The sequence below is a fragment of the Pigmentiphaga sp. GD03639 genome (genome assembly GCF_029845405.1).
GTDB classification, from domain to species: Bacteria; Pseudomonadota; Gammaproteobacteria; order Burkholderiales; family Burkholderiaceae_B; genus Pigmentiphaga; species Pigmentiphaga daeguensis.
Genome location: NZ_JAOCLR010000028.1, coordinates 33,718 through 59,767 on the forward strand (window position 1 = coordinate 33,718; position 26,050 = coordinate 59,767).

27 protein-coding genes and 1 pseudogene are annotated in these 26,050 nt (G+C 66.9%); 9 read left to right on the top strand and 19 right to left on the bottom strand.

Annotation, left to right across the window (positions count from 1 at the left end):
• Window positions 1-8 precede the first annotated feature (8 nt).
• Window positions 9-287, bottom strand: coding sequence for a hypothetical protein (locus N5K27_RS23100; protein WP_087839392.1), 279 nt, complete (start codon window positions 285-287; stop codon window positions 9-11).
• An 83-nt stretch (window positions 288-370) separates the two neighbouring features.
• On the opposite strand from N5K27_RS23100, the gene N5K27_RS23105 reads away from it, so the two are divergent.
• Entirely contained in the window at window positions 371-1,564 is a 1,194-nt protein-coding gene (locus N5K27_RS23105) for an MFS transporter (RefSeq protein WP_279819277.1), read from the top strand.
• On the opposite strand, the gene N5K27_RS23110 is transcribed toward N5K27_RS23105, so the two are convergent.
• Together N5K27_RS23110 and N5K27_RS23115 are read right to left on the bottom strand one after the other, a co-directional pair.
• Entirely contained in the window at window positions 1,561-1,950 is a 390-nt protein-coding gene (locus tag N5K27_RS23110; protein ID WP_132979995.1) for a response regulator, read from the bottom strand. The two genes, N5K27_RS23105 and N5K27_RS23110, sit on opposite strands and share 4 nt — an antisense overlap.
• A 41-nt stretch (window positions 1,951-1,991) precedes the next feature.
• Window positions 1,992-2,351 carry a hypothetical protein gene (locus tag N5K27_RS23115; protein ID WP_279819281.1) on the bottom strand — a complete coding sequence of 120 codons (360 nt, stop codon included), beginning with the start codon at window positions 2,349-2,351 and terminating at the stop codon, window positions 1,992-1,994.
• Window positions 2,352-2,517: 166 nt separating this feature from the next.
• Between N5K27_RS23115 and N5K27_RS23120 the strand changes: the two genes are divergently transcribed.
• The 5 genes from N5K27_RS23120 (at window position 2,518) to N5K27_RS23140 (ending at window position 6,166) form a co-directional block, all read left to right on the top strand.
• A complete protein-coding gene (locus N5K27_RS23120) occupies window positions 2,518-2,718 on the top strand; it encodes a hypothetical protein (RefSeq protein WP_132979993.1) in 201 nt (66 codons plus the stop codon).
• Window positions 2,719-2,821: 103 nt separating this feature from the next.
• On the top strand, window positions 2,822-3,106 hold the full coding sequence (locus N5K27_RS23125; RefSeq protein ID WP_132979992.1) for a hypothetical protein: 285 nt from the start codon (window positions 2,822-2,824) through the stop codon (window positions 3,104-3,106).
• Between the two features lie 95 nt (window positions 3,107-3,201).
• On the top strand, window positions 3,202-3,456 hold the full coding sequence (locus N5K27_RS23130; protein ID WP_279819284.1) for a GlsB/YeaQ/YmgE family stress response membrane protein: 255 nt from the start codon (window positions 3,202-3,204) through the stop codon (window positions 3,454-3,456).
• A 128-nt stretch (window positions 3,457-3,584) separates the two neighbouring features.
• A complete protein-coding gene (locus N5K27_RS23135; RefSeq protein WP_279819286.1) occupies window positions 3,585-5,348 on the top strand; it encodes an alpha/beta hydrolase in 1,764 nt (587 codons plus the stop codon).
• A gap of 137 nt (window positions 5,349-5,485) precedes the next feature.
• Complete coding sequence (locus N5K27_RS23140) at window positions 5,486-6,166, top strand: isochorismatase family protein (RefSeq protein WP_279819289.1); 681 nt, start codon at window positions 5,486-5,488, stop codon at window positions 6,164-6,166.
• Between the two features lie 21 nt (window positions 6,167-6,187).
• On the opposite strand, the gene N5K27_RS23145 is transcribed toward N5K27_RS23140, so the two are convergent.
• From N5K27_RS23145 to N5K27_RS23160, 4 genes are all read right to left on the bottom strand, one after another.
• The gene (locus N5K27_RS23145) at window positions 6,188-7,057 is read right to left on the bottom strand and encodes an alpha/beta fold hydrolase (protein ID WP_279819291.1); all 870 of its coding nucleotides are present in this window, start codon (window positions 7,055-7,057) and stop codon (window positions 6,188-6,190) included.
• 63 nt (window positions 7,058-7,120) lie between these two features.
• Entirely contained in the window at window positions 7,121-8,098 is a 978-nt protein-coding gene (locus N5K27_RS23150; RefSeq protein ID WP_243724557.1) for a 3-carboxyethylcatechol 2,3-dioxygenase, read from the bottom strand.
• Window positions 8,095-9,852, bottom strand: coding sequence for an FAD-dependent monooxygenase (locus N5K27_RS23155; protein ID WP_279819294.1), 1,758 nt, complete (start codon window positions 9,850-9,852; stop codon window positions 8,095-8,097). Before N5K27_RS23155 ends, N5K27_RS23150 begins: the two co-directional genes overlap by 4 nt.
• 19 nt (window positions 9,853-9,871) lie before the next feature.
• The gene (locus tag N5K27_RS23160; protein WP_279819295.1) at window positions 9,872-10,858 is read right to left on the bottom strand and encodes a tripartite tricarboxylate transporter substrate-binding protein; all 987 of its coding nucleotides are present in this window, start codon (window positions 10,856-10,858) and stop codon (window positions 9,872-9,874) included.
• Window positions 10,859-10,973: 115 nt separating this feature from the next.
• Between N5K27_RS23160 and N5K27_RS23165 the strand changes: the two genes are divergently transcribed.
• Window positions 10,974-11,801, top strand: coding sequence for an IclR family transcriptional regulator C-terminal domain-containing protein (locus N5K27_RS23165; protein ID WP_279819297.1), 828 nt, complete (start codon window positions 10,974-10,976; stop codon window positions 11,799-11,801).
• On the opposite strand, the gene N5K27_RS23170 is transcribed toward N5K27_RS23165, so the two are convergent.
• The 4 genes from N5K27_RS23170 to N5K27_RS23185 all read right to left on the bottom strand — a co-directional run bounded on the left by N5K27_RS23170 (window position 11,757) and on the right by N5K27_RS23185 (window position 17,215).
• Window positions 11,757-13,862: an EAL domain-containing protein gene (locus tag N5K27_RS23170; protein ID WP_279819299.1), complete on the bottom strand. Its 2,106-nt coding sequence runs from the start codon at window positions 13,860-13,862 to the stop codon at window positions 11,757-11,759. The two genes, N5K27_RS23165 and N5K27_RS23170, sit on opposite strands and share 45 nt — an antisense overlap.
• Before the next feature lie 106 nt (window positions 13,863-13,968).
• Window positions 13,969-15,132: a GGDEF domain-containing protein gene (locus tag N5K27_RS23175; protein ID WP_279819301.1), complete on the bottom strand. Its 1,164-nt coding sequence runs from the start codon at window positions 15,130-15,132 to the stop codon at window positions 13,969-13,971.
• A gap of 195 nt (window positions 15,133-15,327) precedes the next feature.
• Entirely contained in the window at window positions 15,328-16,158 is an 831-nt protein-coding gene (locus tag N5K27_RS23180; RefSeq protein WP_279819303.1) for a phytanoyl-CoA dioxygenase family protein, read from the bottom strand.
• 34 nt (window positions 16,159-16,192) lie between these two features.
• The gene (locus N5K27_RS23185) at window positions 16,193-17,215 is read right to left on the bottom strand and encodes a tripartite tricarboxylate transporter substrate binding protein (protein WP_087839378.1); all 1,023 of its coding nucleotides are present in this window, start codon (window positions 17,213-17,215) and stop codon (window positions 16,193-16,195) included.
• A gap of 183 nt (window positions 17,216-17,398) precedes the next feature.
• Between N5K27_RS23185 and N5K27_RS23190 the strand changes: the two genes are divergently transcribed.
• Window positions 17,399-18,166, top strand: coding sequence for an SDR family oxidoreductase (locus N5K27_RS23190; protein ID WP_279819307.1), 768 nt, complete (start codon window positions 17,399-17,401; stop codon window positions 18,164-18,166).
• Between the two features lie 58 nt (window positions 18,167-18,224).
• On the opposite strand, the gene N5K27_RS23195 is transcribed toward N5K27_RS23190, so the two are convergent.
• From N5K27_RS23195 to N5K27_RS23215, 5 genes are all read right to left on the bottom strand, one after another.
• Entirely contained in the window at window positions 18,225-18,764 is a 540-nt protein-coding gene (locus N5K27_RS23195; RefSeq protein WP_087839376.1) for a DUF488 domain-containing protein, read from the bottom strand.
• Window positions 18,765-18,790: 26 nt separating this feature from the next.
• Window positions 18,791-19,675 (bottom strand): GGDEF domain-containing protein, encoded by an 885-nt coding sequence (locus N5K27_RS23200; protein WP_279819309.1) that lies wholly within the window; start codon window positions 19,673-19,675, stop codon window positions 18,791-18,793.
• Window positions 19,676-19,774: 99 nt separating this feature from the next.
• On the bottom strand, window positions 19,775-20,737 hold the full coding sequence (locus N5K27_RS23205; RefSeq protein WP_087839374.1) for a tripartite tricarboxylate transporter substrate binding protein: 963 nt from the start codon (window positions 20,735-20,737) through the stop codon (window positions 19,775-19,777).
• A 175-nt stretch (window positions 20,738-20,912) separates the two neighbouring features.
• Window positions 20,913-21,557: a 3-oxoacid CoA-transferase subunit B gene (locus N5K27_RS23210; RefSeq protein ID WP_087839373.1), complete on the bottom strand. Its 645-nt coding sequence runs from the start codon at window positions 21,555-21,557 to the stop codon at window positions 20,913-20,915.
• Window positions 21,558-21,559: 2 nt separating this feature from the next.
• Window positions 21,560-22,264 carry a CoA transferase subunit A gene (locus N5K27_RS23215; RefSeq protein WP_279819313.1) on the bottom strand — a complete coding sequence of 235 codons (705 nt, stop codon included), beginning with the start codon at window positions 22,262-22,264 and terminating at the stop codon, window positions 21,560-21,562.
• Window positions 22,265-22,380: 116 nt separating this feature from the next.
• On the opposite strand from N5K27_RS23215, the gene N5K27_RS23220 reads away from it, so the two are divergent.
• Window positions 22,381-22,932 (top strand): LuxR C-terminal-related transcriptional regulator, encoded by a 552-nt coding sequence (locus N5K27_RS23220; RefSeq protein ID WP_279819316.1) that lies wholly within the window; start codon window positions 22,381-22,383, stop codon window positions 22,930-22,932.
• Window positions 22,933-23,023: 91 nt separating this feature from the next.
• Here N5K27_RS23220 and N5K27_RS23225 read toward each other — a convergent pair whose 3' ends face one another.
• The 3 genes and pseudogenes from N5K27_RS23225 to N5K27_RS23235 all read right to left on the bottom strand — a co-directional run.
• Window positions 23,024-24,682, bottom strand: coding sequence for a tannase/feruloyl esterase family alpha/beta hydrolase (locus N5K27_RS23225; RefSeq protein WP_279819319.1), 1,659 nt, complete (start codon window positions 24,680-24,682; stop codon window positions 23,024-23,026).
• Between the two features lie 106 nt (window positions 24,683-24,788).
• Window positions 24,789-25,742, bottom strand: a complete 954-nt coding sequence (locus tag N5K27_RS23230; protein ID WP_279819322.1) for an AraC family transcriptional regulator — start codon at window positions 25,740-25,742, stop codon at window positions 24,789-24,791.
• 53 nt (window positions 25,743-25,795) lie between these two features.
• A pseudogene (locus tag N5K27_RS23235) lies at window positions 25,796-25,906 on the bottom strand (ATP-binding cassette domain-containing protein); the annotation flags it as partial.
• Window positions 25,907-26,050 lie beyond the last annotated feature (144 nt).

A 26,050-nucleotide genomic window follows, 5' to 3' on the forward strand; every position in this document is an offset into this window, starting at 1 on the left:
GCGCGAGGTCAGGCCTGGCGGCCCGCGAAGTCCTCGGGGCCAAGGCGCGTGACCGATCCGTGCGGCCCGCCCGGCACTCCCGCGGCGACGTCGTGGATCTCGGCCTGTCCCGCCAGGTAGGCGGTCAGCAGATGATCGACGCGATCGTCTGGCGCCCCGAAGCAGGTGCGCAGGACCTGTGCATCGACCTCGTAGACCTGGGGCCCGCGAGTCTCGTGGAAAAGCGTGAAACGCACGCCGTCCCGGGTGGCCAGCGGCGTCGTTCCCGCAGCGAGTCGATGTGGCATGGCGCGTCTCCGTTCATCCGCCCTGGGCGTATCCGATCCTTCCAGCATGTTTTATACGCCAGCGCATCGTCCGACACCAAGTCATGAGCTCAGCACCCCACCCAGCCTTGTCCCGCGCCGTCACGCCCGCCATGGCCCTCCTGGGCATCCTGCTGGTGGCGGCGACGCTGCGCGCGCCGCTGACCGGCGTCGGCCCCCTGCTCGGCCATATCCGCGCCTCCACCGGCCTGGACGCGGGCAGCGCGGGGCTGCTCAATACGCTGCCGCTGCTGGCGTTCGGCCTGTTCTCCGTGGTCGCGCCCGCCGTGGGCCGCCAGCTGGGGCTCGAGCGCGCGCTGTTCGCCGCCATGGTCGCACTGTGCGTCGGCATCGCCGTGCGCTCGATGCCCGGCATCGCGCCTCTGTTCATCGGTACGGCGATAGGCGGCATCGCCATCGCCGTCGGCAACGTGATGCTGCCGGCGCTGGTCAAGCGCGAGTTCCCGCAACGCATCGGCCCGCTCACCGGCCTGTACTCGGTCGTGATGACCCTCGTATCCGGCACCGCGGCGGGCGTGGCGGTACCGCTGGCGGACAACCTGCCCGGCGGCTGGCGTACGTCCCTGGCCTGCGTGCTGGTCATCACGATTCCCGCGGCCCTGGTCTGGCTGGCGCGTTCGCGCAACCATGCCGCGGCGCCCGCCGCGGCCAGCACCCACACCCCGAAAACCGCGAATGTCTGGCGTTCGTGGCTGGCGTGGCAGGTCACCCTGTTCACGGGCATCCAGGCCTTCAATTTCTACATACTCGTGGCCTGGCTGCCCTCGATGCTGCACGAGACCGGCATGAGTCCCGGCCAGGCCGGATGGATGGTGTCGCTGATGCAGTTGGCCGCCCTGCTGGGCAATATCGCGACATCCTGGGTGTCGGGCCGGGTCCGCGACCAGAAAGTCCTCGGGCTGGCCATCTCGCTGCTGTGCGTGGCGGGCTTCGCGGGTATGGCGCTGCTGCCGGCCTGGACCATCGTCTGGATATGCGTGGCCGGCGCGGGTCTGGGCAGCAGCCTGATGCTGTCGCTCGCCTATATCAGCCTGCGTGCCGCCTCCACGCAGCAGGCGGCCTCGCTGTCGGGCATGGCGCAAAGCCTGGGCTACCTGATAGGCGCGACCGGTCCGGTCGTGTGCGGCGTGCTGCGCGATTGGACCGGCAGTTGGCTGCCGGCGCTGGGCCTGATGGTGGCGATGGCCGGCGCGCAGGCATGGGTGGCCTACGGCGCGGGCCGCGCGCGGACCGTCTAGGTATCCGCCGGCAACCGGCGGGCCGCGGCGATCACCGACAACAGCCTGTCGATATCCACCGGCTTGGTCAGGTAGTCATCGAAACCGTGCGCGATGGCCTCTTCCTGCCCGAAGGCCGCGCTGCGGCCGGTCACCGCGATCAGCGTGACGGGCTTCAGGTGCGAGATGTCCCGGATCATGGTGGCCACCTCCAATCCGTTCGGCGGCGGCATGTCGATGTCCAGGACCATGACGTCTGGCCGCCAGTCCAGTGCCACCTCCATCGCCGCCGAACCGCCGTCGGCGTACCTGACTTCATGAAACCGGCCGCAGGCTTCGGCCAGCGCTTCGGCGGCGCTGACGTAGTTGTCCACGACCAGCACCCGGCAAGGCATAATCTGTCCCACTCCGTCCTCCTGACGTACTTGCGGACGGGCGCGCCGGCCTCTTACTCGGCCGCGCTGCCAGCCGGCGGATAATCGCCGGGCTCCTCGTTCTCCAACAGCAGGCACGGCAAATTGGCCTCGCCCTCCTGGATCGGCGTGGCCGGAGCCGCGCCGAAGAACCGGTGCAGCGACGCATAGGCCAGTTTGGCCGCCACGTCTTGCAAGAGCTTTTCCGAGGTCAGGAACCCCTCGGCCCGCAGATCGTCCACTTCCAGCCGATAGCCCAGCACGCCGTCCCGCTCGGACACGGCGCCCAGGCGAACGGCCTTGCCGGCGCCGTCCCGCGCATACAAGCCGTCTCCTGCCGCGTAGAGCCGATAGGCATGATGCGGGGCCGAACCGTCGTGGGGAGCGGTAGTCATGCGGTATCTCCTGTCCGGATGCCTCGCTCAGCAAGCCGCATACCCGGCGCGACCCCGGGGCAAGCCGCCGCGCCGGCGCTAGCCAGTCCCGCCGAAAGCGTCTATAACGCAGGGAGCATAGCGCATCGTGTCCAGGCGGTCCGCGGAACCGCAACCATCCCCATTCATGAAAAACATTCTTCAATACATGCGCCAGCTCAGGCAGCGCCGCCTTGCCGTATTCGAACTGTCGCTGAACGACGCGGCGGACGGCGATCCCTACGACGGCGAACTGCGCCAGCTGCCGCTGAACTACCACGCCACCGAGGTGGACGCCCGAGCGCTGCGGCGCCGGCTGTCCGAACTCGAGTACGACGACGAGGTCTGACAGACTCCGCCCCTCGTTCTGCGCGCCTTCGCGTTTGAATACAATCGATGCATTCCCCGCGATGCGGGCCACGCCCCAGGGGCCTCAAACGGAACAGAACATCATGAACAAGAACCCCGCCGCCCTGCTCTGCGTGCTGGCGCTGACCGCGTGTGCCTCCAGCCCCACTTCCTGGTACCGCGAGACCTCCTCGGCCGACCAGGCCGAGCGCGACCGCATCCAGTGCGAACGCCAGGCTCGCATCAATTCGCCGGGCTCGAGCACCCCCTCGTACCGCGGCATCAATGCCGGCGGCGGATCCGGCGTGAGCGACGGCCTGGCCAACGCCGAACGCCAGTCGGGCATGGCCAACGACTGCATGCGCGCCAAGGGCTACACCCTGCGCTGACGGCCCACCGGCCGGGCTACGCCGGCCGCCTCGAAATATGGCATGATGCGCGCACGCCCCGCCAGGGGAACTGGAATCTTGCCCGGAGGTACGCCATGCTGTCTCTTCTCGGAAGTCTTCTGGTAGGCTTGGTCGTCGGCCTGCTTGCACGTGCGATCAAGCCAGGCGACGACAGCATAGGGTGGATCATGACCATCGTGCTCGGCATCGCCGGTTCGCTCATCGCCGGATATGCCGGCCGCGCGATGGGCTGGTACCAGCCGGGCGAGCCGGCCGGATGGATCGCCTCGGTGGTCGGCGCCATCGTGCTGCTGCTGATCTACGGCATGATCAGGAAAAAGTCCGCCTGAGTTCCGCGCCGGCATCGCCGGCGCCCTCCCTTCCGCCCCCGCCCCCACGTAACAAAACGTATCCGCATGTGACGAATGCGGCTATGCTTGCGCCTCCATGAAAGACATTCTCAAGAATGGGGGCATACATGCATATCCACGGCCGCTCGGCATGGCGATACGGCGCCGCCGTCCTATTGACCGGTCTGGCTTCCTGCGGCGGCGGAGGTGATGCCCCCGCGCCGGACGACCCGCTGGCCGCCTACAAATCCCAGGCGGTGGCATGGGCCCCCTGCGATCCGAACGTCCTGGGTCCGAACAGCGCCCTCATCCAGCAACTGGGAGACAAAGTGTCGTGCGCGACCATACGCGCGCCGCTGGACTACGCCAGGACGGACCGGGGCGACATCCGCCTCGCGTTGCTGAAGGTCGCCACCGCCGAGCCCAAGGTCCGCAAGGGCTCCATCGTCTTCAATCCCGGCGGCCCCGGCGGCGACGGACTCGAGATCGCGGCCAACTTCGGCGCGCTGTTCTCCCAGCCTCCCAGCGACTCGCCCACGCGTGCGGCGCTGCAGGAACTGGCGCGGCACTATGACATGGTGGGTTTCTCGCCGCGCGGCACCGGTGCCGGCACCACCATCACCTGCACGGCCAACGAACCCTCGCGCGAGGTGAACTTCCCGTCCGACGACCGCAGCCCGGCCAACATCGAGGCCATGCTGTACAACCTGCGGCTGGCGACCAAGGCCTGCAAGAACAACCCCCTGACGCCCTACATCAACACCGAACAGACGGCCTGGGACCTGGACCTGATCCGCCATCTGATCGGCGACGCCAAGCTCAACTACATCGGCTATTCGTACGGCACCTGGCTGGGCGCCTGGTATGCCGCCCGCTTCCCCGGACAGGCCGGCCACCTGGTGCTGGACAGCGCCGTCGACTTCACCGCCGGCTTCGACGAAGCCATGATCGGCCAGTCCATCGGCAAGCAGCGCGTGCTGGACGAGGTCATGAGCCCCTATTTCGCCCGCCATCCGGACCTCTACCGGCTGGGCGCGGACGAAAGCCGGATCCGCGCGCTGTTCGGCACGCTGCCCTCGCCCCTGAAGGCGGCTGTGGGCGCGACGCTGGCGTTCAACAGCAGCCGCGGCCTGGTGTCGTCGGGTTTCGTCATGCTGGCGGCGGGCATCGCCAGGGACCGGTTGGCCACCGATCCCGACATCAGCGATGCCGACCTGCGCATCGCGGTGGACACCGCGATCCGCGACCGGGCTCCGTTCGACGTCGAAGCGGCCCTGCGCGCGGCGACACGCCTGCTCGACCAGTTCGCCGCGATCCGCTTCCCCGAGCCGCGGTCCCTGCTGATGCCGCCCGAAGAGGCCACCTACGTCGCCGTCGTCTGCAACGACGTGGCGAGCCGGACCGATCCCCAGTACTGGATCAGCCTGGGCAACGAGATGGCGATCAGCCATCCGGTGACCGGCGGCTCGATGACCGAGGCGCCCTGCCTGTACTGGGGCGGTCCGACCACCGCCAAGCCCGCCGTGCAGGACACCGCCAAGGCGGGGCCGCTGATGGTCGTGCAAAGCCAGTTCGACGCGCTGACCCTGACCGAGAACGCGCTGCGCTTCGTCGATGCCCTGCCCACGGCCCGGCTGCTGTATGTGAAGGGGGAGTACTCGCATGGCGTGTTCCCCTACATGAGCCCGTGCGTGGACCACCGGGTGACGGCCTTCTTCCTTGACGACGCGCTTCCTGCCCGCCGCACCGACTGCGACCAGGTGCCGTTCTACGGCGACGTGGCGGCCCTGGGCAGCCTGAAGCGGATGGCGGCGCCCGACCAGGCGCGCACCGATGCCTTGCTGGATCGGATCCAGGAGATCCTGGCCGGCGCGGGCAAGCAGGGGCTTTGATCCGAAAGCATGCATCGTTCCTAAAAAGGAACGATGCATGCCATTTTTGCCTACTAAAAGTCTTTTGGCATCGTGGATATGCTCTTTCCCACGGCACAAGCAATCCGCTGCCCGCCGACCACCAAGGAGAGCGCATCATGAGCACCCCCGCCAATTTCCAGGGCCAACGTCCCGTCATCGACCCCGCAGACGCCGTCATGCTGCTGATCGATCACCAAAGCGGCCTGTTCCAGACCGTGGGCGACATGCCCATGCCCGAGCTGCGCGCCCGCGCCGCGGCGCTGGCCAAAATGGCCACCCTGAGCAAGCTGCCCGTCATCACCACCGCCTCGGTGCCCCAGGGTCCCAACGGCCCGCTCATCCCGGAAATCCACGCCAACGCACCGCATGCCCAATATGTGGCGCGCAAGGGCGAAATCAACGCCTGGGACAACCCGGACTTCGTAGCCGCCGTCAAGGCCACCGGACGCAAGACCCTCATCATCGCCGGCACCATCACCAGCGTGTGCATGGCCTTCCCCGCCATCAGCGCGGTCGCCGACGGCTACAAGGTGTTCGCGGTGGTCGACGCCTCCGGCACCTACAGCAAGATGGCGCAGGAGATCACGCTGGCGCGCGTGGTGCAGGCGGGCGTGGTGCCCATGGACACGGCGGCGGTAGCCTCCGAGCTGCAAAAGACCTGGCATCGCGACGACGCCCTGCAGTGGGCCGAGGTCTACACCAAGATCTTCCCCGCCTACCAGTTGCTGATCGAAAGCTACACGAAGGCTCAGGAGGTGGTGAAGAATAACGAGACGCTGGACTCGCAGCGCGCGTAATCGCCGCCCCTGGCGGCCTTCTCAGGCCGCCAGGAAATCCAGCACCATGCGGTTGAACTTCTGCGCGTGCTCCCACTGGGCCCAATGGCCGCAGCGGCTGAACACGTGCAGCTCGGCGTCCTGCAGACCGGCCAGCAGGCGCAGTCCGGTGTCCATCGGCACGAAGCGGTCGTCCCGGCCCCAGATGACCAGGGTCCGGGCCGCGACCTCGCCCAGCCGCGCGCCCACGTCGGGGAACTGCCGGGGATGGGCCTGGCTGCTCTTGACGAAGTTCTCCAGGTGATCGCGGCGCGACAACATGTTGTCCAGCCGAGCCTGGAACAATTCCTCGGTCAGGCTGGCGGCGTCATAGACGAACACGTTCATCATCCGCTTCAGGTTCTCGATGGTCGGATCGCGGTACAGCGCGCCGATCAGCTTGATGCCTTCGGTGGGCATGGGAACGACGGGGCTGACCCCGCCCGTCCCGCCGCCCATCAGGACCAGCCGGCCCACGCGCGCCGGATGCGCCAGGGCAAAGGCGACGGCGCTGTGGGCGCCCATGGAGTTGCCGACCAGGTGCGCCCGCTCCAGTCCGATCGCATCCATCAGGCCGGCCAGCGCGCGCGCGTTCAGGTCCGAGCGCGAACCGGCGCAGACGATGGCGTCGCTCTTGCTCCAGCCCGGGAAGTCCAGCAGGATGACCCGGTAGCCGGCATCGGCGAACGGCTGGACGTTACGGTGGAAATTGGCCCAGCCGCTGGCGCCAGGGCCCGAGCCGTGCAGCATGATCACGGCCTCGCCGCCCACGCCCGTGTCGTTGTAGTGCAGGCGCAGCGGCTGGCCGTTCTCGGTGATTTGCACGTAGCGGCTGGTGGCGGCTTCGGTCAGCGGGGAGATCGTTTGCGTCATGGTCATTTCTCGTTCGTAGGCAATGCAGTGAAAGGTCCCGTCCGCGTGCGCGGCGGGCATGGGTTAGTTCATCAAGCCCTGCTGCGTCATCAGCATCAGGCCGAAACCGGCGATGTATTCGGGAATGGCCCGGTAGTACCGGAAGACCGGCGCCCCGATGCGCCCGGTCAGCGCCGCGCGCGCAATCAGCCACGTCTTCGATTCGTGCGCCGATGCGCCCGCCTCGCGAGCGATGGCGTCCTCCGGCCACGCGCACAATTCGTCCAGGGCGGCTGCCGGACCTGCCAGCGCATCCATCCAGCGGCGGTCCCAGTCCGGCGCCAGCGGCTTGACCGTCCCGGCGCCCGCGGCCAAGGCCTGTCCCGCGGCCATCACGCGCCGGGTCTTGGCCTCGCGCTCGCCGGGCGTGGCCGCGCGCGGCACGGTGATCCGTTCGCGCACCTCGGGATCGGGATGATCCAGCGTCGGGACCGGCGGCTCGTGCGACAGTCCGCCCGAGCCGATCAGCAGCGCGCGCCGCGGCACGCCGTCCAGGAAATCGCCGATGGCCCGGCCCAGGTCCCGGCACCGGAACAGGCGCGGAATGCCGGGCGGCGCGACGGCATTGACGAACACCGGCACCACGGGCGGCGTATCCAGCCCTCCCCAAAGCAATTGCAGCGGCTGGGCAAAACCGTGGTCCACCTCCATGCGCCGCGAGACGGCCGCGTCGAACCCCCGGTCCATCAGGGCATCGGCCATCTCCAGCGCCAGCGAAGCATCAACCTGCAAGCGGCCCTCGGGAGACAGGTAGTCGCCCACCGCCCGGGCCTGCGTGCCTATGCAGAATGGCGGCATCAACCGGTTGAAGAAGCCGTTGTAGTGGTCGGGCGCTATCAGCACGACCAGGTCCGGCGCATAGGCCAGGACCTGATCGCGCACTCGCGCGATGGCCGCCTGCAACTCGGCCCCGGCCTGTGCCGGCACGGGGTTCAGCCCCATCAACGGGGAATGCGACATGCCCAGGAAGGCCCGCTCGCCCATGGCGTCCGTCCTCGTCACCGCGCGCGGTCCAGCAGCTTCGCCAGGGCCGTCTCGAGAACGACACCCGCTCCCGCCGCGTCCAGCCCTTCGCCGCTGTGCCGGCGCCACGCCACGATACCGTCCGGGCGCACCAGCAGCGCCCCGGACTCCTCGATCTCGCGCAGCGCGTGCCACGTGCAGTAGGAATCGAGCGCGCCCGGCTCGCCGATCACGACGGTCCTCAGGAAAGGCAGGTCCATCGCGGCGGCCGCCTCTTTCCACGCCTGCCCCGCCAGGCCGGTAAGCAGGGTGAACTTGCCCCGGCCCACGACATCCAGCGTCGACACCCTGCGTCCGTCGCTCCCCACCAGCCAGGCATGGGGCAGCTTGGCGCCGGGGCGCGTGCTGGCCTGCGCATGCAGTTGCGGGTCGCGCCTCCAGGTTTCCTCGCCCGCGTCCGGTTCGGCAATGATCGCCGCCGACGCATAGCGCTGGTTCAGCTCCACGCCCTGCGCGTTGAACTCGTAGTTCTTGAGCCTGAGCGCCTCGGCCAGGGCCGCGCGCCGCGCCACGCCTTCGGCATCGGGCGCGGCCAGCCGCGCCAGGCCAGCCGCGACCGGATCCTCGGCGCCGGCTTCCCGGAAGCACTCGTTCAGCGGACCGTAGTCCAGCCTGGACTGGTTCGCCCGGGCAACGATCTGCGCCCCCACCGGCGCGCGTTCCAGCGAATAGGAATCCAGCAGGCCCGTCCCGGCGTGGCCGCGCAGCACGAATGCGAGTTTCCAGGCGAGATTGAAGGCGTCCTGCATGCAGGTGTTGGATCCCAGTCCACTGGAGGGCGGATGGCGATGCACCGCATCCCCGCCGCAGAAGACCCTTCCCTTCGAATAGACCGGCGCGTGCGCCTGGTTCACGTACCAGACCGAGGCATTGTCGATCTCGATCTCCAGGTCCGGGTCGCCCACCAGGATACGGACCTTCTTCAGGATTTCCCCGGGAGAGAAATCGGGCTCCCCCTTCTCCATGTCGAAGCCCCAGCCCGCTATCCATTGGTCCCATGGTTCGATCGCGCGCAGCAGGCCCAGGCCGATCTCGCCGAACGCCGCATTGGAGGTCGCGATCCAATACAGAATGCTGGGCCGGTGGGCCGCATACCGGGACAGGTCCGCCCGGAACAGCACGTAGGCGGTGGCCGCCCGCGCCAGTTGTCCCCGCAGCTCCAGCCCCGCGTCGTCCATGACCTTGGAGCGCGCGCCGTCCGCACCTACCAGGTACCGCGAGCGAACGGCATATTCCCGGCCCGACGGCACATCCCGCAGGCTGACCGTCACGCCGTCCGCGTCCTGCTCGTGGCCCAGGTACTCGGTATTGAACGAAAAGACCGCGCCGCGCGCGGCGGCATGCGTGACCAGCATGGGCTCCATCTTGTTCTGCGGCAGGTCCAGCATCGGGCAGGGACTGGCCTGCAGATAGTCGCCGATGCGTTCGTCGCCGGTTCCCCAGGTGCGCAGCCGTGCGATCTCGGGTCCGGCCAGGCTGGTGGTGAACAAGGTGTCGCCCATCCATTCCCAGGGCGTGGCCCGGCGGCGCGCTTCATCCTCCAGGCCCAGGTCGCGCAAGACTTCCATCGCGCGCTGGTTGGTGATGTGCGCGCGGGGCGTGTTCGCGGTCCAGTTGTATCGGTTCACCACCTGGACACGCACGCCGTAGGTCGCCAGCGCCAGCGCCGTGGTGGCGCCCATGGGACCGGAGCCGACCACCAGCACGTCGGTCTGAAATGCATCCTTCTTCACTGTCGTTTCCCTTCGTGGGCTATTTGAGAGTGGCCTGCAGCACGTCGCCGTAGGCCTTGATGTCGTGGCGCAGACGGGCCGAGAGTTCGGCCGGTTCGGCCGGATAGGGATCGCCGGTCAGCGCGAACTTCTCCTTCATTGCCGGCTGGCGCAGCGCCGCGTTGAACTCGCGGGTCAGCCGGTCGACCACCGGCTGCGGCGTGCCCGCCGGCACGACGAACATGAAGTAATTGGTGATCTCCAGGCCGGGATAGCCGCTCTCGGCCAGCGTGGGCACGTCAGGCAGCAGCGGATGGCGCTTGCCGCCCAGCGTCGCCAGCGGTACGAGCTTGCCCGTCTTGATATAGGGCTGGGCGAAGTGGACGGGCATCAGCATCGTCTGGATCTGCCCTGCCAGGAGATCCGTGTTCGCCGGCGCGAGCCCCTTGTAGGGCACGTCCACGAAATCCGCCCCGGTCAGCTTGCGCAGCTGGTGCAGGTGCACGAACCAGGGACTGCCCGGCCCCATGGTGCCGAAATCAACGCCCTTGCCCGTGGTCGAGAGCCGCACCAGTTCCTTCACCGACCGCGCCGGCACCTTGGGGTTGACCACCAGCACCAGGGGTACCAGGGCCACGCCCGACACCGGCATGAAATCCTTGACCGCGTCGTAGGGCACTTTCGCGCCCAGCACCTCGTTGGCATGCGGCAGGTGGGCCATGGCCTCGTTGATGGCATGCGAATCGGTGACCAGGCCGATGGTATAGCCGTCGGCCGGCGCTCGAGCGACCGCGTCCGTCCCGATGATCGTCGAGGCCCCGGGGCGGTTGTCGACGATGACCGTCTGCCTGAGGCTGACCGACACCACCTCGGCCAGTGCCCGCGCCGCCGAATCCGCGTTGCCGCCCGCCGGATACGGCACCACGATGCGGATCGGCCTGGCCGGCCATTCCTGCGCGAACGCGGGCGTGAGGGTCGCGGCGGCCAACGCCGCCATCGTGCAGAACGCACGTCGAATGGCATTCATGTCGTCTCCTTGGTTCTCGCCGGCGATGCCGCCGTGTCGAATGCGGGAGGAAGTCTGATGCCACCCCATACCCCTGTATAGTAGGTGCACCTGGTGCACCTTCGAACGGAAAACCATGTATCTGCTTACGGGAAAACCCGAGGACTCCGCCTACAAGGAAGTCCGTGGACTAAGCCGGGGGCTGGCGGTGTTGCGGGCGCTGAACGGCATGCCCGGGGGCATGGGCGGCGTGGTCGAGCTGGCCCGGCTGACCGGCCTGCATCGCACGACCGTCAAACGCCTGCTGGAGACGCTCAGGCAGGAAGGCCTGGTCCACCACAAGGACGACGGCGCGCAGTACGCGCTCAGCTTCGAGGTGCGGCGGCTGGCCGAAGGCTATGTCGGCGCGGACTGGATCGACAGGATCGCCTCGCCCGCCATGAGCGCGCACCTCAGCGCCCTGTCCTGGCCCAGCGATCTCGCCACGCCCGACGGCGGCTTCATGATCGTGCGGGAATCGACGCATCGCTCCAGCCTGCTGTCCCAGCACCGGGCCACCATCGGTACACGCATCGCGATGCTGACCTCGGCCATAGGCCGTGCCTGGCTGGCCTATTGTTCGGACGAGGAACGGGAAGCCACCCTGACCCTGCTGCGGGAACGCGGCGATGCCATCGGCGCCGTTGCCCGCGACAAGGCATATGTCGGCCGCGTGCTGCGCGAGACCCGGCGCCGCGGTTATGCCGTCAACAAGGGAGAACTGGTGAACGAAGAAAGCGTCGCCGCCATCGCCTTCCCTGTACGCCTGCGCGGCCACGCCATAGGTGCCATCAATCTCGTCCTGCAGCGCAACGTCGTTCCGGACCGCGAGATCTCGAACCGCTACGTACCGCTGCTGCGCCTCCTGGCCGAAGAGATATCAATCGGCGCGACGCGGCTGTCCCAGCGCGGCGATCCGTCTTAGCGCGAACGACGCCCTGGGCTGCAGCAGGCTGCGGAAGGCTTCTTCGGACAGCGGATGCGCCAACAGGAAGCCCTGCGCCTCGTCGCACCCCAGCTCGGTCAGGAAACGCATCTGCGCCTCGTTCTCCACGCCCTCGGCCACTACCTCCATGTGGAGCGCGTGCGACAGCGTCACGATGGCCGACAGCAGCGCCCTGGCCTCGGCTTCATTGCGGTCCAGTTCCGACGTGAACAGCCGGTCGACCTTGATCTGCTTGACCTTGAACCGGTGCAGATAGGCCAGGCTCGAATAGCCGGCACCGAAGTCGTCGATCGCGATGTCGAAGCCGCGGGCGCGGAAGCGGTTCACGATCTCGGCCGTACGGCCCGCGTTCAGCATGGCCACGGTCTCGGTGATCTCGAACATCACCAGACGGGGCGGCACGTCCATCTCGTCCAGGATGTCCTCGACGCGCCCGATCAGGTCGGGCACGTTGAACTGGATGGGCGACAGGTTGATCGAGATCTGGACCGGCTCCAGCCCGCGCCGCCGCCAGTCGCTCACGCAGCGGCAGACTTCCCGTATCACCCAGTCGCCGATCTGGACGATCTGGCCCGAGCGCTCGGCGATGGTGATGAACTCCATGGGCGCCACGCTGCCGAAGGTCGGGTGATGCCACCGTATCAGCGCCTCCGCGCCGCAGATCGCGCGGGTGGCCACGCTGAACTTGGGCTGGAACACCAGGCTGAACTGCCCTGCGTCGAGCGCGGCCTGCAGGTCCTGCTGCAGCATCAGCGTGCGGGCGGCGTTGGCGTGCATGCCCGGCTCGAAGAAACAATAGGTGTTCCGGCCCGCCTGCTTGGCGCTGTACATGGCGGCATCGGCGCAGTCCAGCAATGCCTCGCCGTCCCGGGCGTCTCCCGGATACATGGCTATCCCCACGCTTGCGCTGATCCGCAGGCGCGCCTGGCAACCGATCATGTCGTTCCGCAACACCCGCAGCAGCTTCTTGGCGACGGACGCCGCATCCCCGGGTGCCGATATGCCCCGCAACAGCATGACGAACTCGTCGCCGCCTATGCGCGCGACCAGGTCGTCCTTGCGCACGTGCGAAGACAGCAGTTGGGCGCAGCCCTTGAGCAGGTCGTCGCCCACCGCATGCCCGAGCGAATCGTTCACCGTCTTGAACCCGTCCAGGTCCAGGAAGAAGACCGCGAATGCCGTCTTGTCGCGAACCGCGTCCTGGATCGCCAGGTTCATCTGCTCGACCAGCATCAACCGGTTCGGCAGGCCGGTCAGCGCATCGTGCATGCTCAGGTATTGCAGTTGCCGGTTGGCCCGCCGCAGCGAGTCGGCCAGGCTGTTGGCGCGCCAGCCCAGCACCAGCAGGGTCCCCAGCAGCACGGCCAGCGACGAGCCGGACACCATCATCGCCAGCCAGTTGGGATCCAGCTGGCTGGCCGACAGGCAGACGCTGCCGGGGGCGAATTGCGCCGCGCTCATGCCGGTGTAGTGCATGCCGGTGATGGCGCCCCCCATCACCAGCGCCGCACCCAGGCGCTTGAAGGCGATATAGGGTTCGTCCGAACCTCGCAGCGCGACGCCCAGCCACAGCGCCACGACAGAGGCCGCGATGGCCAGGCCGATGGAGGCCAGCACGATCCAGGGCACGTAGCTCACCGCGGGCGCCATGTCCAGAGCGGCCATCCCCGTGTAGTGCATGCCCGCGATGCCCGCTCCCATGGCCGCCCCGCCCGCCAGGCAGCAACGGAGCCGGACACGGCCGCTGGCCGATACCGCCAGCGCGAAACCGGACACCAGGATGGCGATCAGCAGGGACAGCGCCGTGGGCCCGAACGCGTACCCCAGGGGAATGGGCAGGGAAAAAGCCATCATCCCGATGAAGTGCATCGACCAGATGCCCACCCCCATGGCGACCGCGCCGCCCATCAGCCACGGCAGCCGACGCTTCCATCCCGGCAGCGACGCGATGCGGCCGGTCAGCTCCAGCGCCGTGTAGGCGGCCAGCGATGCGACCACCAGGGAAAGAAATACCAGCAAGGGGTTATAGACACCGTGCACGACCGTATTCCCGGATGCGTATCTATCTTGTTGCCAGGAAGGCGAAGAGACCCGTCCTCCTTATAGCAAAACATCCCTCGGCCAGTCACGCCTTTGCCGCGGGAATTCAAGCCCCCGAGCTGCGCCTTACCGCCCAGCCGGGCTCCTTCCCCACCACGCGGTTCCTGCCCAGGCGCTTGGCCCGGGCCAACCGTTCGTCCACCGTCGCATAGGCCAGTTCGAACGAGACGCCATGCTCGAAGCTGCCCACGCCCAGGCTCACGGTGCATTGCAATCCCGGCGCGATGTCCGAGAAATCCTGGGCGGCCGCCGCGACACGCAGCCGCTCGGCCACCCGCCTCGCCTCGTCGTCCGAGGCTTCGGGAAGCACCACCATGAACTCCTCGCCCCCGAACCTGCCCACCGCGTCGTCCGCCCGTATGCCCTGCTCCATGATCGCCGCCAGCCGCTTCAGCACCGCATCCCCCGCCGGATGGCCGTAGCGGTCGTTGATCCCCTTGAAATGATCCACGTCCACCATGATCAGGCCATAGCGCGCGCACCGCGGCAGGCGCGCCGCCAGGAATTCGCCCAGCCCCGACCGGTTGTTCATTCCCGTCAGCGGATCCCGGCGGCTGGCCTGGCTCAGGCTGGAGATGGTCCGCACCGACGTCAGGCCCAGCATCAGGAACGCCACGCCTATGCCGAAGAAATAGAAGCTGGTCTGCATGACCTCCCAATAAAGCGAGTGGTCGTAGCCGTACCGGTCCGCCGGCCGCGTGGCCAGCATGGCCCGTGGGAGCAGGCTGGCCGTGCAGGCCGCGACACACCAGAACAGCAGCCGCTCCAGGGCGGTTCCCCGCGCCATATGGCGGACCTGCCACAGCGCCAGCAGGAACACCAGGGCGGCGGCAACGTGCGTCGTGGCCACGCGCAGCCGGAACAGCGACTCGTCGTGCGCGCTGGCCATGCGTATGGCCAGCATGACCGCCAGCACGAGCACGGCCGGCAGCCCGGGCAGCCGCCTGTCCTCCAGCGCCGTCAGGCCCCGCGCGAAGCAGAAGATCGCGCACGCGTAGGCCACTCCCGTCAAGGCGATGTTGGCCAGGAGCCAAGGCGGCCACAGCAGGATCTGCATGGAGATGCCGCCCGCGTAGCAGGCGAAGCCCATCGCGAAGAACAGGAATTGCGCCTGGCGATGCGCGTAGCGCCAGGCGCCGTAGAACACGGCCGCCAGCAGAAGCGCGATCAGGGGATGGGCGAGGGCAAGCAAGGTGTCGTTGTTGTTCATGATGCCGCACTCGGTATGGGACGGCTGCCGACCGGCCCACGCCGGTCTCCCGGGAGCATGGCCGGGTCGGTGCCCATGGCCGACGACCTGCCTCCAGGAAGACAATGATAGCGATACCAGGCGGTCGCGGTTCAGCCAGTACCCCCGGCGCAACACCGGGGAAACTCCGACTGGAACACGGCGCGCGCGCCGCGGCTACGCGGCGGCGTTCGCCTTCGGAATCAGCTCCGCGCGGGCGGCGTGCCAGCGACGCATCGCCGCTTCATGGCAACGCAAGCCTTGGGGGTCGAAATCGGCGACAGGCGCCGGGTCCAGGTCGAAGTTACCGTGGCGATCCACGCCGCGCACCAGGCTGGCCGACAGGCGCTGGCGGCTGTCGCACCGGCAGTGGGTGGGTATGTAGCTGATGCCCAGGCCGATGCGCCGGTCCGCGGAGCGATTGGGCATGGAGTTGTGGAAAAGATGGGTGTGGTGCAGCGAGAACTGACCGGGCTCCAGCTGCATCAGGTCGATGCAGGCATCGTCGGGCACGTCTATCCGCTGGCCCGTATTCAGCATGTTGGCGGCATCCCCGCCCGCCGAGTGCCGCTGCTGTCCTCGCGCGTGGCTGCCCGGCACCACCTGCACGCAGCCGCTTTCCTCATTGCTGGGGGACAACGCCACCCATGCGGTCACATGCTGGGCGGGCTCCAGGCCGAAGTAGGTCGAATCCTGGTGCCAGCTGACGAACGCGCCGGTGCGTGGTTCCTTGATCCAGCAGGTCAGGTGGAAGACCAGGATGTCCGGGCCGATCAGGTCCTGGACGGCGTCGAGCACGCGCGGATGGCGGACGATCTCGTCCGCCCACTTCAGGTAGAGATGCATCTTGCGGCGCCGGTCCGCGGACAGCCCTCCGCCTGCCTGCTCGGCGGACTCCAGCAGGTCGCGGTAGACACGCGCCTGCCGCGGGGAAAAGGCCTCCACCGGGCTGACGTATCCCTGGCGCGCGTACGCGTCGACCTGTCCGGCGCTCAGCATCCTGCCCATCTGTGCTCCTTGCGTTCCCGGCATCCGCCCGGAATCAATCGTGGGCCGTCGCCCCCGTCATGGTCACCGCTTCGGTCCAGAACGCGCGCTCGCGCTTCAAACGTGCCTCGCCCGCGGCCGGATCCATCGGTTCGACGATGCTGGCCGCCTTGTCCAACGCGGCGATGTAGTCCGGCGAGGCGGTCACGCGGGCCATGGCCTTGCTCAGCCGCGCGAAAACCTCGGGCTTGACGCCCGAGGGCGCCACGATCGAAAACCAGCTCGGCGCGTTGAGCTCCGGGAAGCCCGACTCGACCAGCGTGGGCACGTCCGCCAGCGCGCGGATCCGTTCGCTCGTCGTGACCGCCAGGGCCTTCACGCTGCCCTCCTTCACCATCTGCGCCGCCAGCGCCGATCCCGTGAAGCAGAACCCCAGGCGCCCCGCCACCAGGTCCACCATCAGCGGCGCGCTGCCCTTGTACGGAACATGCAGGAACTTCATGCCCCCCGCCTTGGCGAGCATCTCGGTCGTCAGGTGCGACAGCGAGCCGACGCCGTTCGAGCCGTAGCTGACGTCGCCCGGATGGGCCTTCACATAGGCGACGAACTCCTTGATGCCGGCCACCGGCACCGTCTTGGGATTGATGACCAGCACGTTCGGCATGGACGCGATCATGGACACGAAGCGGAACTGCTTTTCCGCGTCGTACGGCAGCTTGCGGTAGAGCGGCTTGTTGATGGCCAGGATGGCCTGCCCCGCCACCAGCAGGGTGTAGCCATCGGCCGGCGCCCGCGCGACATAGTCCGCGGCGATGTTGCCGCCCGCCCCGGCCTTGTTCTCGACCACCACCGACTGCCCCAGCTCGGCTGCCAGGGCGTGCGCCGCCAGGCGGCTGACCGTGTCGGCCGACCCGCCCGCGGGGAACGGACAGACCAGCGTCAACTGGCGCGTCGGATAGTCCGCCCCGGCCGCGGCGGCGCGCGCGCCGCCCGAAAAGGCCGAAGCGGCAAGGGGCGCCGCTGCCAGCAGCAGGCGCCGGCGCGTATTGACGTGAGACGGATCGGAAGCGGTACCCATGGACGGCCTTGAGGAAAAGTGAATTTTCCGGTTCAGGATAAACCTTGACTCACAAAACTATCAACACTTTATCCAATAACTAGATATTTACCCCTATAAAATCGCCAAAAACGTCAATCCACAGGACGAAATATCCGACAATCAAGAAAAAGTGTCGACATTAACCAAAGCTCGGAGCAACCCATGGACTCTTCCCACCTCCCGCTGTCCGGTCGGGTCGCGATCGTGACCGGCGCCGCGGGCGACCTGGGCGCGGCGATCGCCGGCCGCTTCCTGCTGGCCGGCGCCAGCGTGGCATGGCTGGATCGGAACCAGGCCGAGGCGGAGGCGCGCATCGGCCGGGGACCCTGCCCGGAACGCAGCCTGGCACTGGGCTGCGACGTGGCCGACGCCGGGTCTTCGCGCCAGGCGGTCGAAGCCGCGGTTGCCCATTTCGGCGCGCTGCACGTCCTGGTCAACAACGCGGCCATCGTGTCGCCACGGCTGCCGCTGGCCGAACTGGGGGTGGACGACTGGCAACAGGCGCTGGACGTGAACGTGACCGGCGCCTTCCTGATGGCCAAGTGGGCCATTCCGCACCTGCTGGGCGCGCCGGGCGCGTTCGTCCTGAACGTCGCGTCCCAGCTCGGCCACGTGACCAATCCCGGCGCGGGCGCCTACAGCACCAGCAAGGCGGCCCTGCTGGGCCTGACCCGCTCGATCGCCGTGGACTACGCGCAGCAGGGTATCCGCGCCGTCAGCCTGTCGCCGGGATCGGTGATGACCAGCCGGCTCACTCGCCGGTACGGCAGCGAAGCGGCCGCGAGCGCCCAACTGGCGCCCCGCCATCCCATGGGCCGCATCGCCACCCCTGCCGAGATCGCCGAGGCGGCGCTGTTCCTGGCCAGCGACGCGGCGGCCTTCGTCACGGGCACGGACCTGCTGGCCGATGGCGGGTATACGGCGGTGTAGCGCCGACCCCTTATGCGCCGCGCCATGGCGGTTCCTCCTGTCCGTGCGTGCCGGCGTTTCAGGCGTCCGGCATGTAGGTCAACGCGCCGTCCCGGATCCGAGCTGCCGACGTATACGGATGAACCTCGCTCTTCCCGGGCCCCAGGATGTGCCTGACACAGACGCCCCTCGCCTTCAGGTAATCGGCGATCAGCGACCGGTGGCATCGCCACCACACGGCTTCCGCGCACATGACGGCGGTCCGCCGGCGGCGAGCCAATGCCAGCAGCCGATCGACGCCCAGGCGAAAGTCTTCGGTCTCCATGTAGTCCGCATACCCGCGGAACGATGGGTTGCGCCATACGGTGTTATGGGAATCCGCAAGGGGGGAACGCCGGCCGCCGAGTTCCGGCAGCGGCACATACTCCACCCCGGCCTGCGCCAGCGCGCGGCCCAGCGCATCCGGATTGAAGTGAGGATACTTGCGTGAACCCGCGTGCCGCCGCACGTCGGCGATCGCCTCGATGTCATGGGCGGCCAGCATCGCCAGGAACGCTTCCAGGGAATGCGTGGAATGTCCCACCGTCCACACTTCCAGCCCTGCCGTTTCCATCGCCATGCTCCTCGTCCTTTCGCGTGTCTGCGCTATAAGCTCGCTCGCCGCAAGGTGTTGCGCCCCTCGGCCTTGGCCTGGTAGAGCGCGGCATCCACACGGTCGAAGACCTCGGCCGTGCGGCGTTCGCCCCGGAAGATGCCGAACCCCATCGACGCCGTCACGACGCCATGCGGCGGATTGCCCCGATGAGCAATCCCCATGCCCGCGATGGCCGTGCGCATCCCGTCGCAGAAACACTCGCCCTCGGCGTCCTCTCTCAGGCGGCAGGCCACCAGGAACTCTTCGCCGCCTATCCGGAAGACCCGGTCGTCGGACCGGCCCAGCATGCCGCGCAACAGGCCGCCCACGCGCTTGAGCACCCGGTCGCCCGCGGCATGGCCATAGCGGTCGTTGTAGGCCTTGAAGTTGTCGACGTCGAGGATCGCCACGCACTTCAACAACCCGTCGTCGGCCGCTTCGACGAAGGGGGGAAACTCCAGCGTGTAGGCGCGGCGGTTGGGAACGCCCGATAAGGGATCCAGCAGCGAGGACCTGGCGTCGGTGATGTCGGTGAAGATCCAGATCCGCGCGCGGAAGGATCCATCCGCAGCGAAGGGCACGCTGCGGCGGGCGAAGACGCGTCCATCCTTGAAGTGCAGTTCGTCGCGGTAGGCCTCATCCGTGGGATGAAGGGCCTCGACGTGTTCCAGGAAGCGGCCGGGATCGGCAAGCTGGTCGCTGGCGTGGGCCAGCATCCGGCTTTCGCTCCATCCTTCCCAGGCCTCCTCCGGAAACTGCCACAGCAGCATGAAGGCCTTGTTGGCATAGATCACCCGCCTGTCGGCATCGACCAGCAGCACGCCATCGGGCAGCGCATCCAGCGCAAACCTGAAGACCCCCGCCGGCACGGGCGTTCTGGGCAGGCTCCCGGCCATGGCGGGTTTTCTTGTTATCAGGCTCATACGCGGCACGCCGTCGACGGACAGGGACCTAAGATAGCGCACTCGCGGCAGCCGCGCATGCCGGCCCCGCGGTCACTGGATCCGGATGTTCCGCCTGCGCACGATGTCTCCCAGCTCCGCCTGGCTGCGCAGGAAGAACGCCCGGAACTGCTCGGGCGTGCCGGGATCCGGAATGAAGCCGCGCTCGCGCAGTTCCTTGTCCACCTCGGGCTGTTGCAGCGTCTCGCGTATCGCGGCGGCCAGGGTCTTCAGTACCCGCGGCGGGATACCCTTGGGGGCCAGCACGCCTTGCCAACTGTACATGTCGAACCCGGGATAGCCGCTTTCGTGCACGGTGGGCACGTCGGGAAGATACGGCAGGCGCTCGCGGGTGGATACCAGCAAGACTTTCAGCTTGCCCGTGCGCAGGTAGGGCAGCGCCGTGGCGGGATCGGAAAAATAGAGGTCGATCTGGCCGCCCAGGAGATCGCGCATGGCCGGCGCCGCCCCCGGAAACGGCACGTGGGTCGGATGCACGCCCACTCGTGCGGCCAGGGCCTCCATGGTCAAGTGGTTCATCCCGCCCTGCCCCCAGCTTCCATAAGTGAGCCGGTCGCCGCGTTCCTTCATGTAGGCGAAGAGCCCCGCGGCGTCCGAGACGGGCAGATCCCGTCGCGCCAGCAGGAGCAAGGGCGTGCGCACCAGGAGCGCCACGAAATCGAGGTCACGCTGCGCGGAATACTTCAGGCCGGGATACAGCGCGGCATTGACGGCGATCTGCTCGGCGGTGTTCATCACGGTGTAGCCGTCACGCGCGGCGGACAGCAGCGCCTGCGTGCCGATGATGGTGTTGCCGCCCGGCCGGTTGTCCACCACGATCGGCTGCCCGAGCGTGCGCGACAGCCGCTGCGTGACGACACGTGCCACGTTGTCGGCGCCGCCCCCTGGCGGATAGGGAACCAGCCACCGGATGGGATGCGCCGGATAGTCCCGGGCCATGGCGCCGGCGGCGACCAGGCACGACAACAACGCGAATACCGCCGTGATGTACCGCATGGCGCCTCCGTTCTAAAACGATCGTTTTATTTCTATTAATTTATCCCAAATATTGGGATACGTATTTATTTTTTATACGATCGTTTCAGAAAGGGATGCCATGCGGGGACTCGCCGTCAGCCAGGCCGGTTGTGGACGGGGGTACCGTCCTTTCCATGCCGGCGCTACGCGGCCCCTACGACATCTTCAACGGCACACCCGTCTTGGCCTGGATCTCCTCGGCGCTGACGCCTTCCGCCAGCTCCACCAGCACCAGCCCGTCCGCCGTCACATCGATCACGCCAAGGTCGGTGATGATGCGGTCCACGACACCGACGCCCGTCAGGGGCAGCGTGCACTCGGGCAGTATCTTCAGCTCGTAGCCGCCATCCTTCTTCCTGGCCACGTGCTCCATCAGGATCACCACCCGCTCGACGCCGGCCACGAGGTCCATCGCTCCCCCCATGCCCTTGACCATCTTGCCGGGGATCATCCAGTTGGCCAGGTCGCCCTTCCCGCTGACCTGCATGGCGCCCAGGATGGACAGGTTGATCTTGCCGCCGCGGATCATCGCGAAGCTCTGGTCGCTGCCGAAGATCGACGATCCCGGCAGCGTGGTCACGGTCTGCTTGCCCGCGTTGATGAGGTCCGCATCCACCTGGTCCTCGGTCGGGAACGGGCCGATGCCCAGCATGCCGTTCTCGGACTGCAGCCAGACCTCGATATCGCCCGGCACGTGGTTGGCCACCAGGGTCGGGATGCCGATCCCCAGATTCACGTAGAAACCGTCGCGCAGTTCCCGGGCGGCCCGCGCCGCCATCTGGTCCTTGCTCCATGCCATGATCAATTCTCCGCCTTGGTCGTCGTGCGCTGTTCGATCCGTTTTTCAGGATGGCTGTTCTGCACGATGCGATGGATGTAGATGCCCGGCAGATGGATGTCGTCGGGCGCCAGATCGCCGACCTCGACGATCTCCTCGACCTCGGCAATGGTGATCCTTCCCGCCGTGGCGGCCGCCGGATTGAAGTTGCGAGCCGTGTAGCGGAAGCGCAGGTTGCCGGCACGGTCGGCCACATGCGCCTTGATCAGGGCCACGTCGGGCACCAGGGACCGTTCCATCACATAGGTTTCCCCGTCGAACTCCCGGAGCTCCTTGCCTTCGGCGACCAGGGTCCCCACGCCCGTCTTGGTGAAAAAGGCCGGGATGCCCGCCCCGCCGGCGCGCAGCTTTTCGGCCAGCGTGCCCTGCGGCGTGAACTCCAGCTCCAGCTCGCCGCTCAGGTACTGGCGTTCGAACTCCTTGTTCTCGCCCACGTAGGACGAGATCATCTTCCGGATCTGCCGCGTCTCCAGCAGCTTGCCCAGCCCGAAGCCGTCCACGCCGGCGTTGTTCGAGATCACGGTCAGGCCCTTGACGCCCGAGGCGCGCAGCGCCTCGATCAGCGCCTCCGGGATACCGCACAGGCCGAAGCCGCCCACCGCGATCATCTGCTCGTCTTTCACGACGCCCGCGAGCGCATCGGGGGCGGATGGATAAATCTTGTTCACGACACCTCCTCCAAGGACTGGAACCACCGCATCGCCTTCGCGGCCAGGGGCTGGCGCAAGGCGAGCGTTTGAAAGATACTACGTAGCCATCTACGTAGTTTTGCTTAGGAGCACCGGTGTCCACCGACTCGGACTATCGCCTGGCCTTCGAGATGGCGCCCATCGGCCTCGTTCTCTCGAAGAACCGGATCATCGTCGACTGCAACAGCTATGTCTGCGACGTCTTCCACGCGTCCCGGGAAATCCTGCTGGGCGCGTCGTTCCGCGAGCTGTATCCCACGACCGAGGAATTCGAGCGCCTGGGCAGGCGCATCGCCCCCATCCTGAACAAGCATGGGCGCTATGCCGATACGCGTATCATGAAGCGCGCCACCGGCCAGCACTTCTGGTGCCGCGTGACCGGCCGGGCCTTCAACCGCGAGCGCCCGCACGAGGCGGGGATCTGGACCTTCGAGGATGTCAGCGCCGAGCGGCCGCACACGTCGGAGGCCCTGACGCCTCGCGAACGGGAAGTCGCGTCGCGGCTCCTGGACGGCAAGACCTCGAAAGTGATCGCCCGGGAACTCGGCATCAGTCCGCGCACGGTGGAGGTGTTCCGCGCGAGTCTGATGAAGAAATTTTCAGCGACGAATACGGCGGACCTGATTCATCGGATGCTGTCGGCTTGAGCCCGGCGTAGAGCAATACCGCTCGCATCGACAGGAAAAATGCCCCCTTGACGCAGCGATCAAGGGGGCATCGTTCAAGGACGATGGAACATCACTCGGCCGCTACGCAGCTGAAATTCGCCGCATCGTCCGTGCTGCCCGTTCCCTTGTATCGCGCAACCTGCGGATACTGGCAAAGAGGCCGAGTACGCGCCACCTTGTTGTCGACGAGCTTGGTCGCGATGATCGCTCCGGGCTTGGCGTCCTTTTCCGACCAGTCCATCAGGGCACGGAAGACATCATGCTGGGGGTCCTTCGCGACCGTGCCGCTGCTGCCCTGCCCGAACTGGTTGGGACCATCGCCACCGCTGCAATGGCCCATTCCCGGCACCATGTAGAGCGTCGCGAACTCGTCGACGGCCGACGCGCCCATTTTTGCCTTCACTGCATCGTAGTAACGGATGGTGCCCTGCGGCATGATGAGGTTGTCGCTCCAGCCGTGGTACATGATCAGCTTGCCACCCCGGGCCTTGAACGCGGACAGATCCGGATTGTCCGTCCCTATCACCGGATTGACCACGCGTACCGTATCGGCGAAGAACTGGCCATAGTTGGCATAGGTCAAGGTCTTCCAATCCCAGTCGGGATCGAGGTAGACCCAGTACCTGGGCTGTTCGACCGCGATGCTGAACGGCGACGCCCCCGCCAGGGAGACAAGATTGGCGCCGCGCTCCACGCCCGGCCACAGCAGGTTGCCGGACAGGTCGCGCGCACCGTCCCATATCTTCTTGACGGCGACGGCCTCGGCCGGCGTCAGGCAAGACCCGTCGGCGCAGTCGGCGCGCGTGATACTGTTGTCCGTGGAGGGATCGTAGCGACATGAACGCGGATCGTCGATCACGCCATCGGCAACGCCATCCGCCGCATCGCAGCTCGCCACCGCGCGCGACGTGGCGAGATTGAGCTTGTCGCGGCTGATTACGGCCCCGAGGTCATTGTTCATCACCACCTGGGGCCATATCTGGTATGCCTGGAAGCGATCCCAATGGATGGCGGGTGCTCCGGCCAGGATCGCGTCGTAATCGTCCGGATAGCGCTGCGCCATCATCAAGCCCTGACGCCCCCCCGTGGAACAACCGTACCAATACGAACGCACAGGATCCTGTCCGTAATAACTTTTTGTCAGTTGCTTGCCGATGACCGACATCAGGTGCTCGCTACGGAACGCGAAATCCTCCTGCAACTGCGTGTTGGGTACGCCCGGCGACAACATGCCGAACGAGCCGCCCACCGAAGACTTGTGGCCGGTATCCGTCTGGACGCCGACGAACCCCTGCTTGATCGAGTCCGTGGCGACACTCACCGATCCCGCATAGCCACCCGCTCCTTCCGATCGGAATCTCCCATTCCAGGTCCCGTCCGAGGGCATGGCCACCCAGATGTTGATTTCCGGATCGACCTTGACCTTTACCAGGCAGTACTGCTTGGTCGGATCACCATCGACGGTATTGGCGGCGACTTCAAGGATCGTCGCCTTGAAGCCCTTGGCCGGGGCATCGTCGGTCGTCAGCATGACCTTGCCGATTCCCTCGGCCGAGCAGCTCATCACCGGAGCAATCGCCAGATCGCCTATCCCGGGATTGCCACCGGAAGGCGGCGGCGCGGGATTGTCGGCGCTCCCATCCCCCCCGCCGCACGCGGCGAGCGCGGCAAGTGCCATCGTCGTCATTCCCCAGCGCATGGCGCCGGCTTTTCTACGCAGTTCCATCATGGTCTCCTCGTTGCCCATCACTGCTTGGTGTCCTTCACCGACGACATTCCCGTGAGCATCTCTCCTCACGCAGGTGAAGCCTTTTAAGAATGAATCTTTCCGCCCATCACGCAGATGCCGGCCCTCCATCGGAATCCTCTTCGCCACTCCATCGCCTGGACTTGTCAATGACGCTGGACAAATAGCGTTTGGGGGGCATGCCCATGTACTTGGCGAATACCGCGGAGAAATGGCTCTGGCTGGAAAAACCGGCCTTCCTCGCAACGGTCGCCAGGGGCTCTCCGTTCTTCATGAGGACGACGGCAGCCTCAACGCGCGCTCGCAGCACGTACTGGTATGGAGAGGTACCGGTCGTCATCCGGAAGAGCTTCATGAAATGCGGCTTGCTCAAGCCGGTCGACGCGGCCAGGGCATCGACGGTTATGTCCGCCCCCATCGTCTCCCTGATGTACTCGTCGATCGCGCGCAGTTGCCGCGAGGTCAGACGGCCCTTGTCGAACGTCCGGCTCAAGGGACGCGATGAAAAGCGCCTTCTCAGGTACAGCGCCAATCCCAGGCACAAGGATTGGGCATACAGGGGGCCGTTCGGACAACCCTGCTCGACTTCCTTTGCAATGGCCACCATGACCTGCAGCAACTGCCCATCGTAGAACTGCAGATTGAGATCCAGGGGAACATCGAGCACTTCGTCGTCCAGCATCATGGCCGGATTCAATTCGGACATGTCCAGTTCGATGACGACGCGCTCGGCGTTCGCGGAATGCCACCAGCAGCGTTCGATTTCCGTATGCGGCGCAAAAAGCCCGATCGACCCGGGATCGGTTTTCAGTTGAAACGGCTTGCCGTTGCACAGCATGGAAGCCTCGGCCCATCCGGTCGCAATGCAGGCCAAGCTGGGATGGGCGCGATAGCGGGCTGGATTGTGCAAGGTGCCGTCCGCAAGGTTGTATCCCAGGGGAAAGCCCGCCCATCTTTCGAGCGCCTCTCGTTTCAAGAAGCTGCGTTCGTTGTAGAGCGTCGGTTCGGCGTCGACGTCGTACGGATAAGTGTGCCTTCCCATGTTGTTTCCCCTTGGGCATGCCGAAGCACGATGGCGCGCTGCGACATGGACAGAGCCAGGCCATCGATGGGCTCGTCCAGCGGCAGCAACTGGGGGTTGGTGATCAGCGCGCGGCCGATGGCCAGCATCTGCCGTTCGCCGCCCGAGAGCCGCCGTCGAAGATTACGATGCCCATGTATGCTCCAGGTGAGGTGCGGGAACTTCGGGACGATGGCGGGTGCGCGGCGCAACGTCGCGCACCCGGTGTTTCACTTCGCCTTGCCGGGGTCCTTGACCGCGTCGAGATGCGAGAACTCGACGTTGTACAA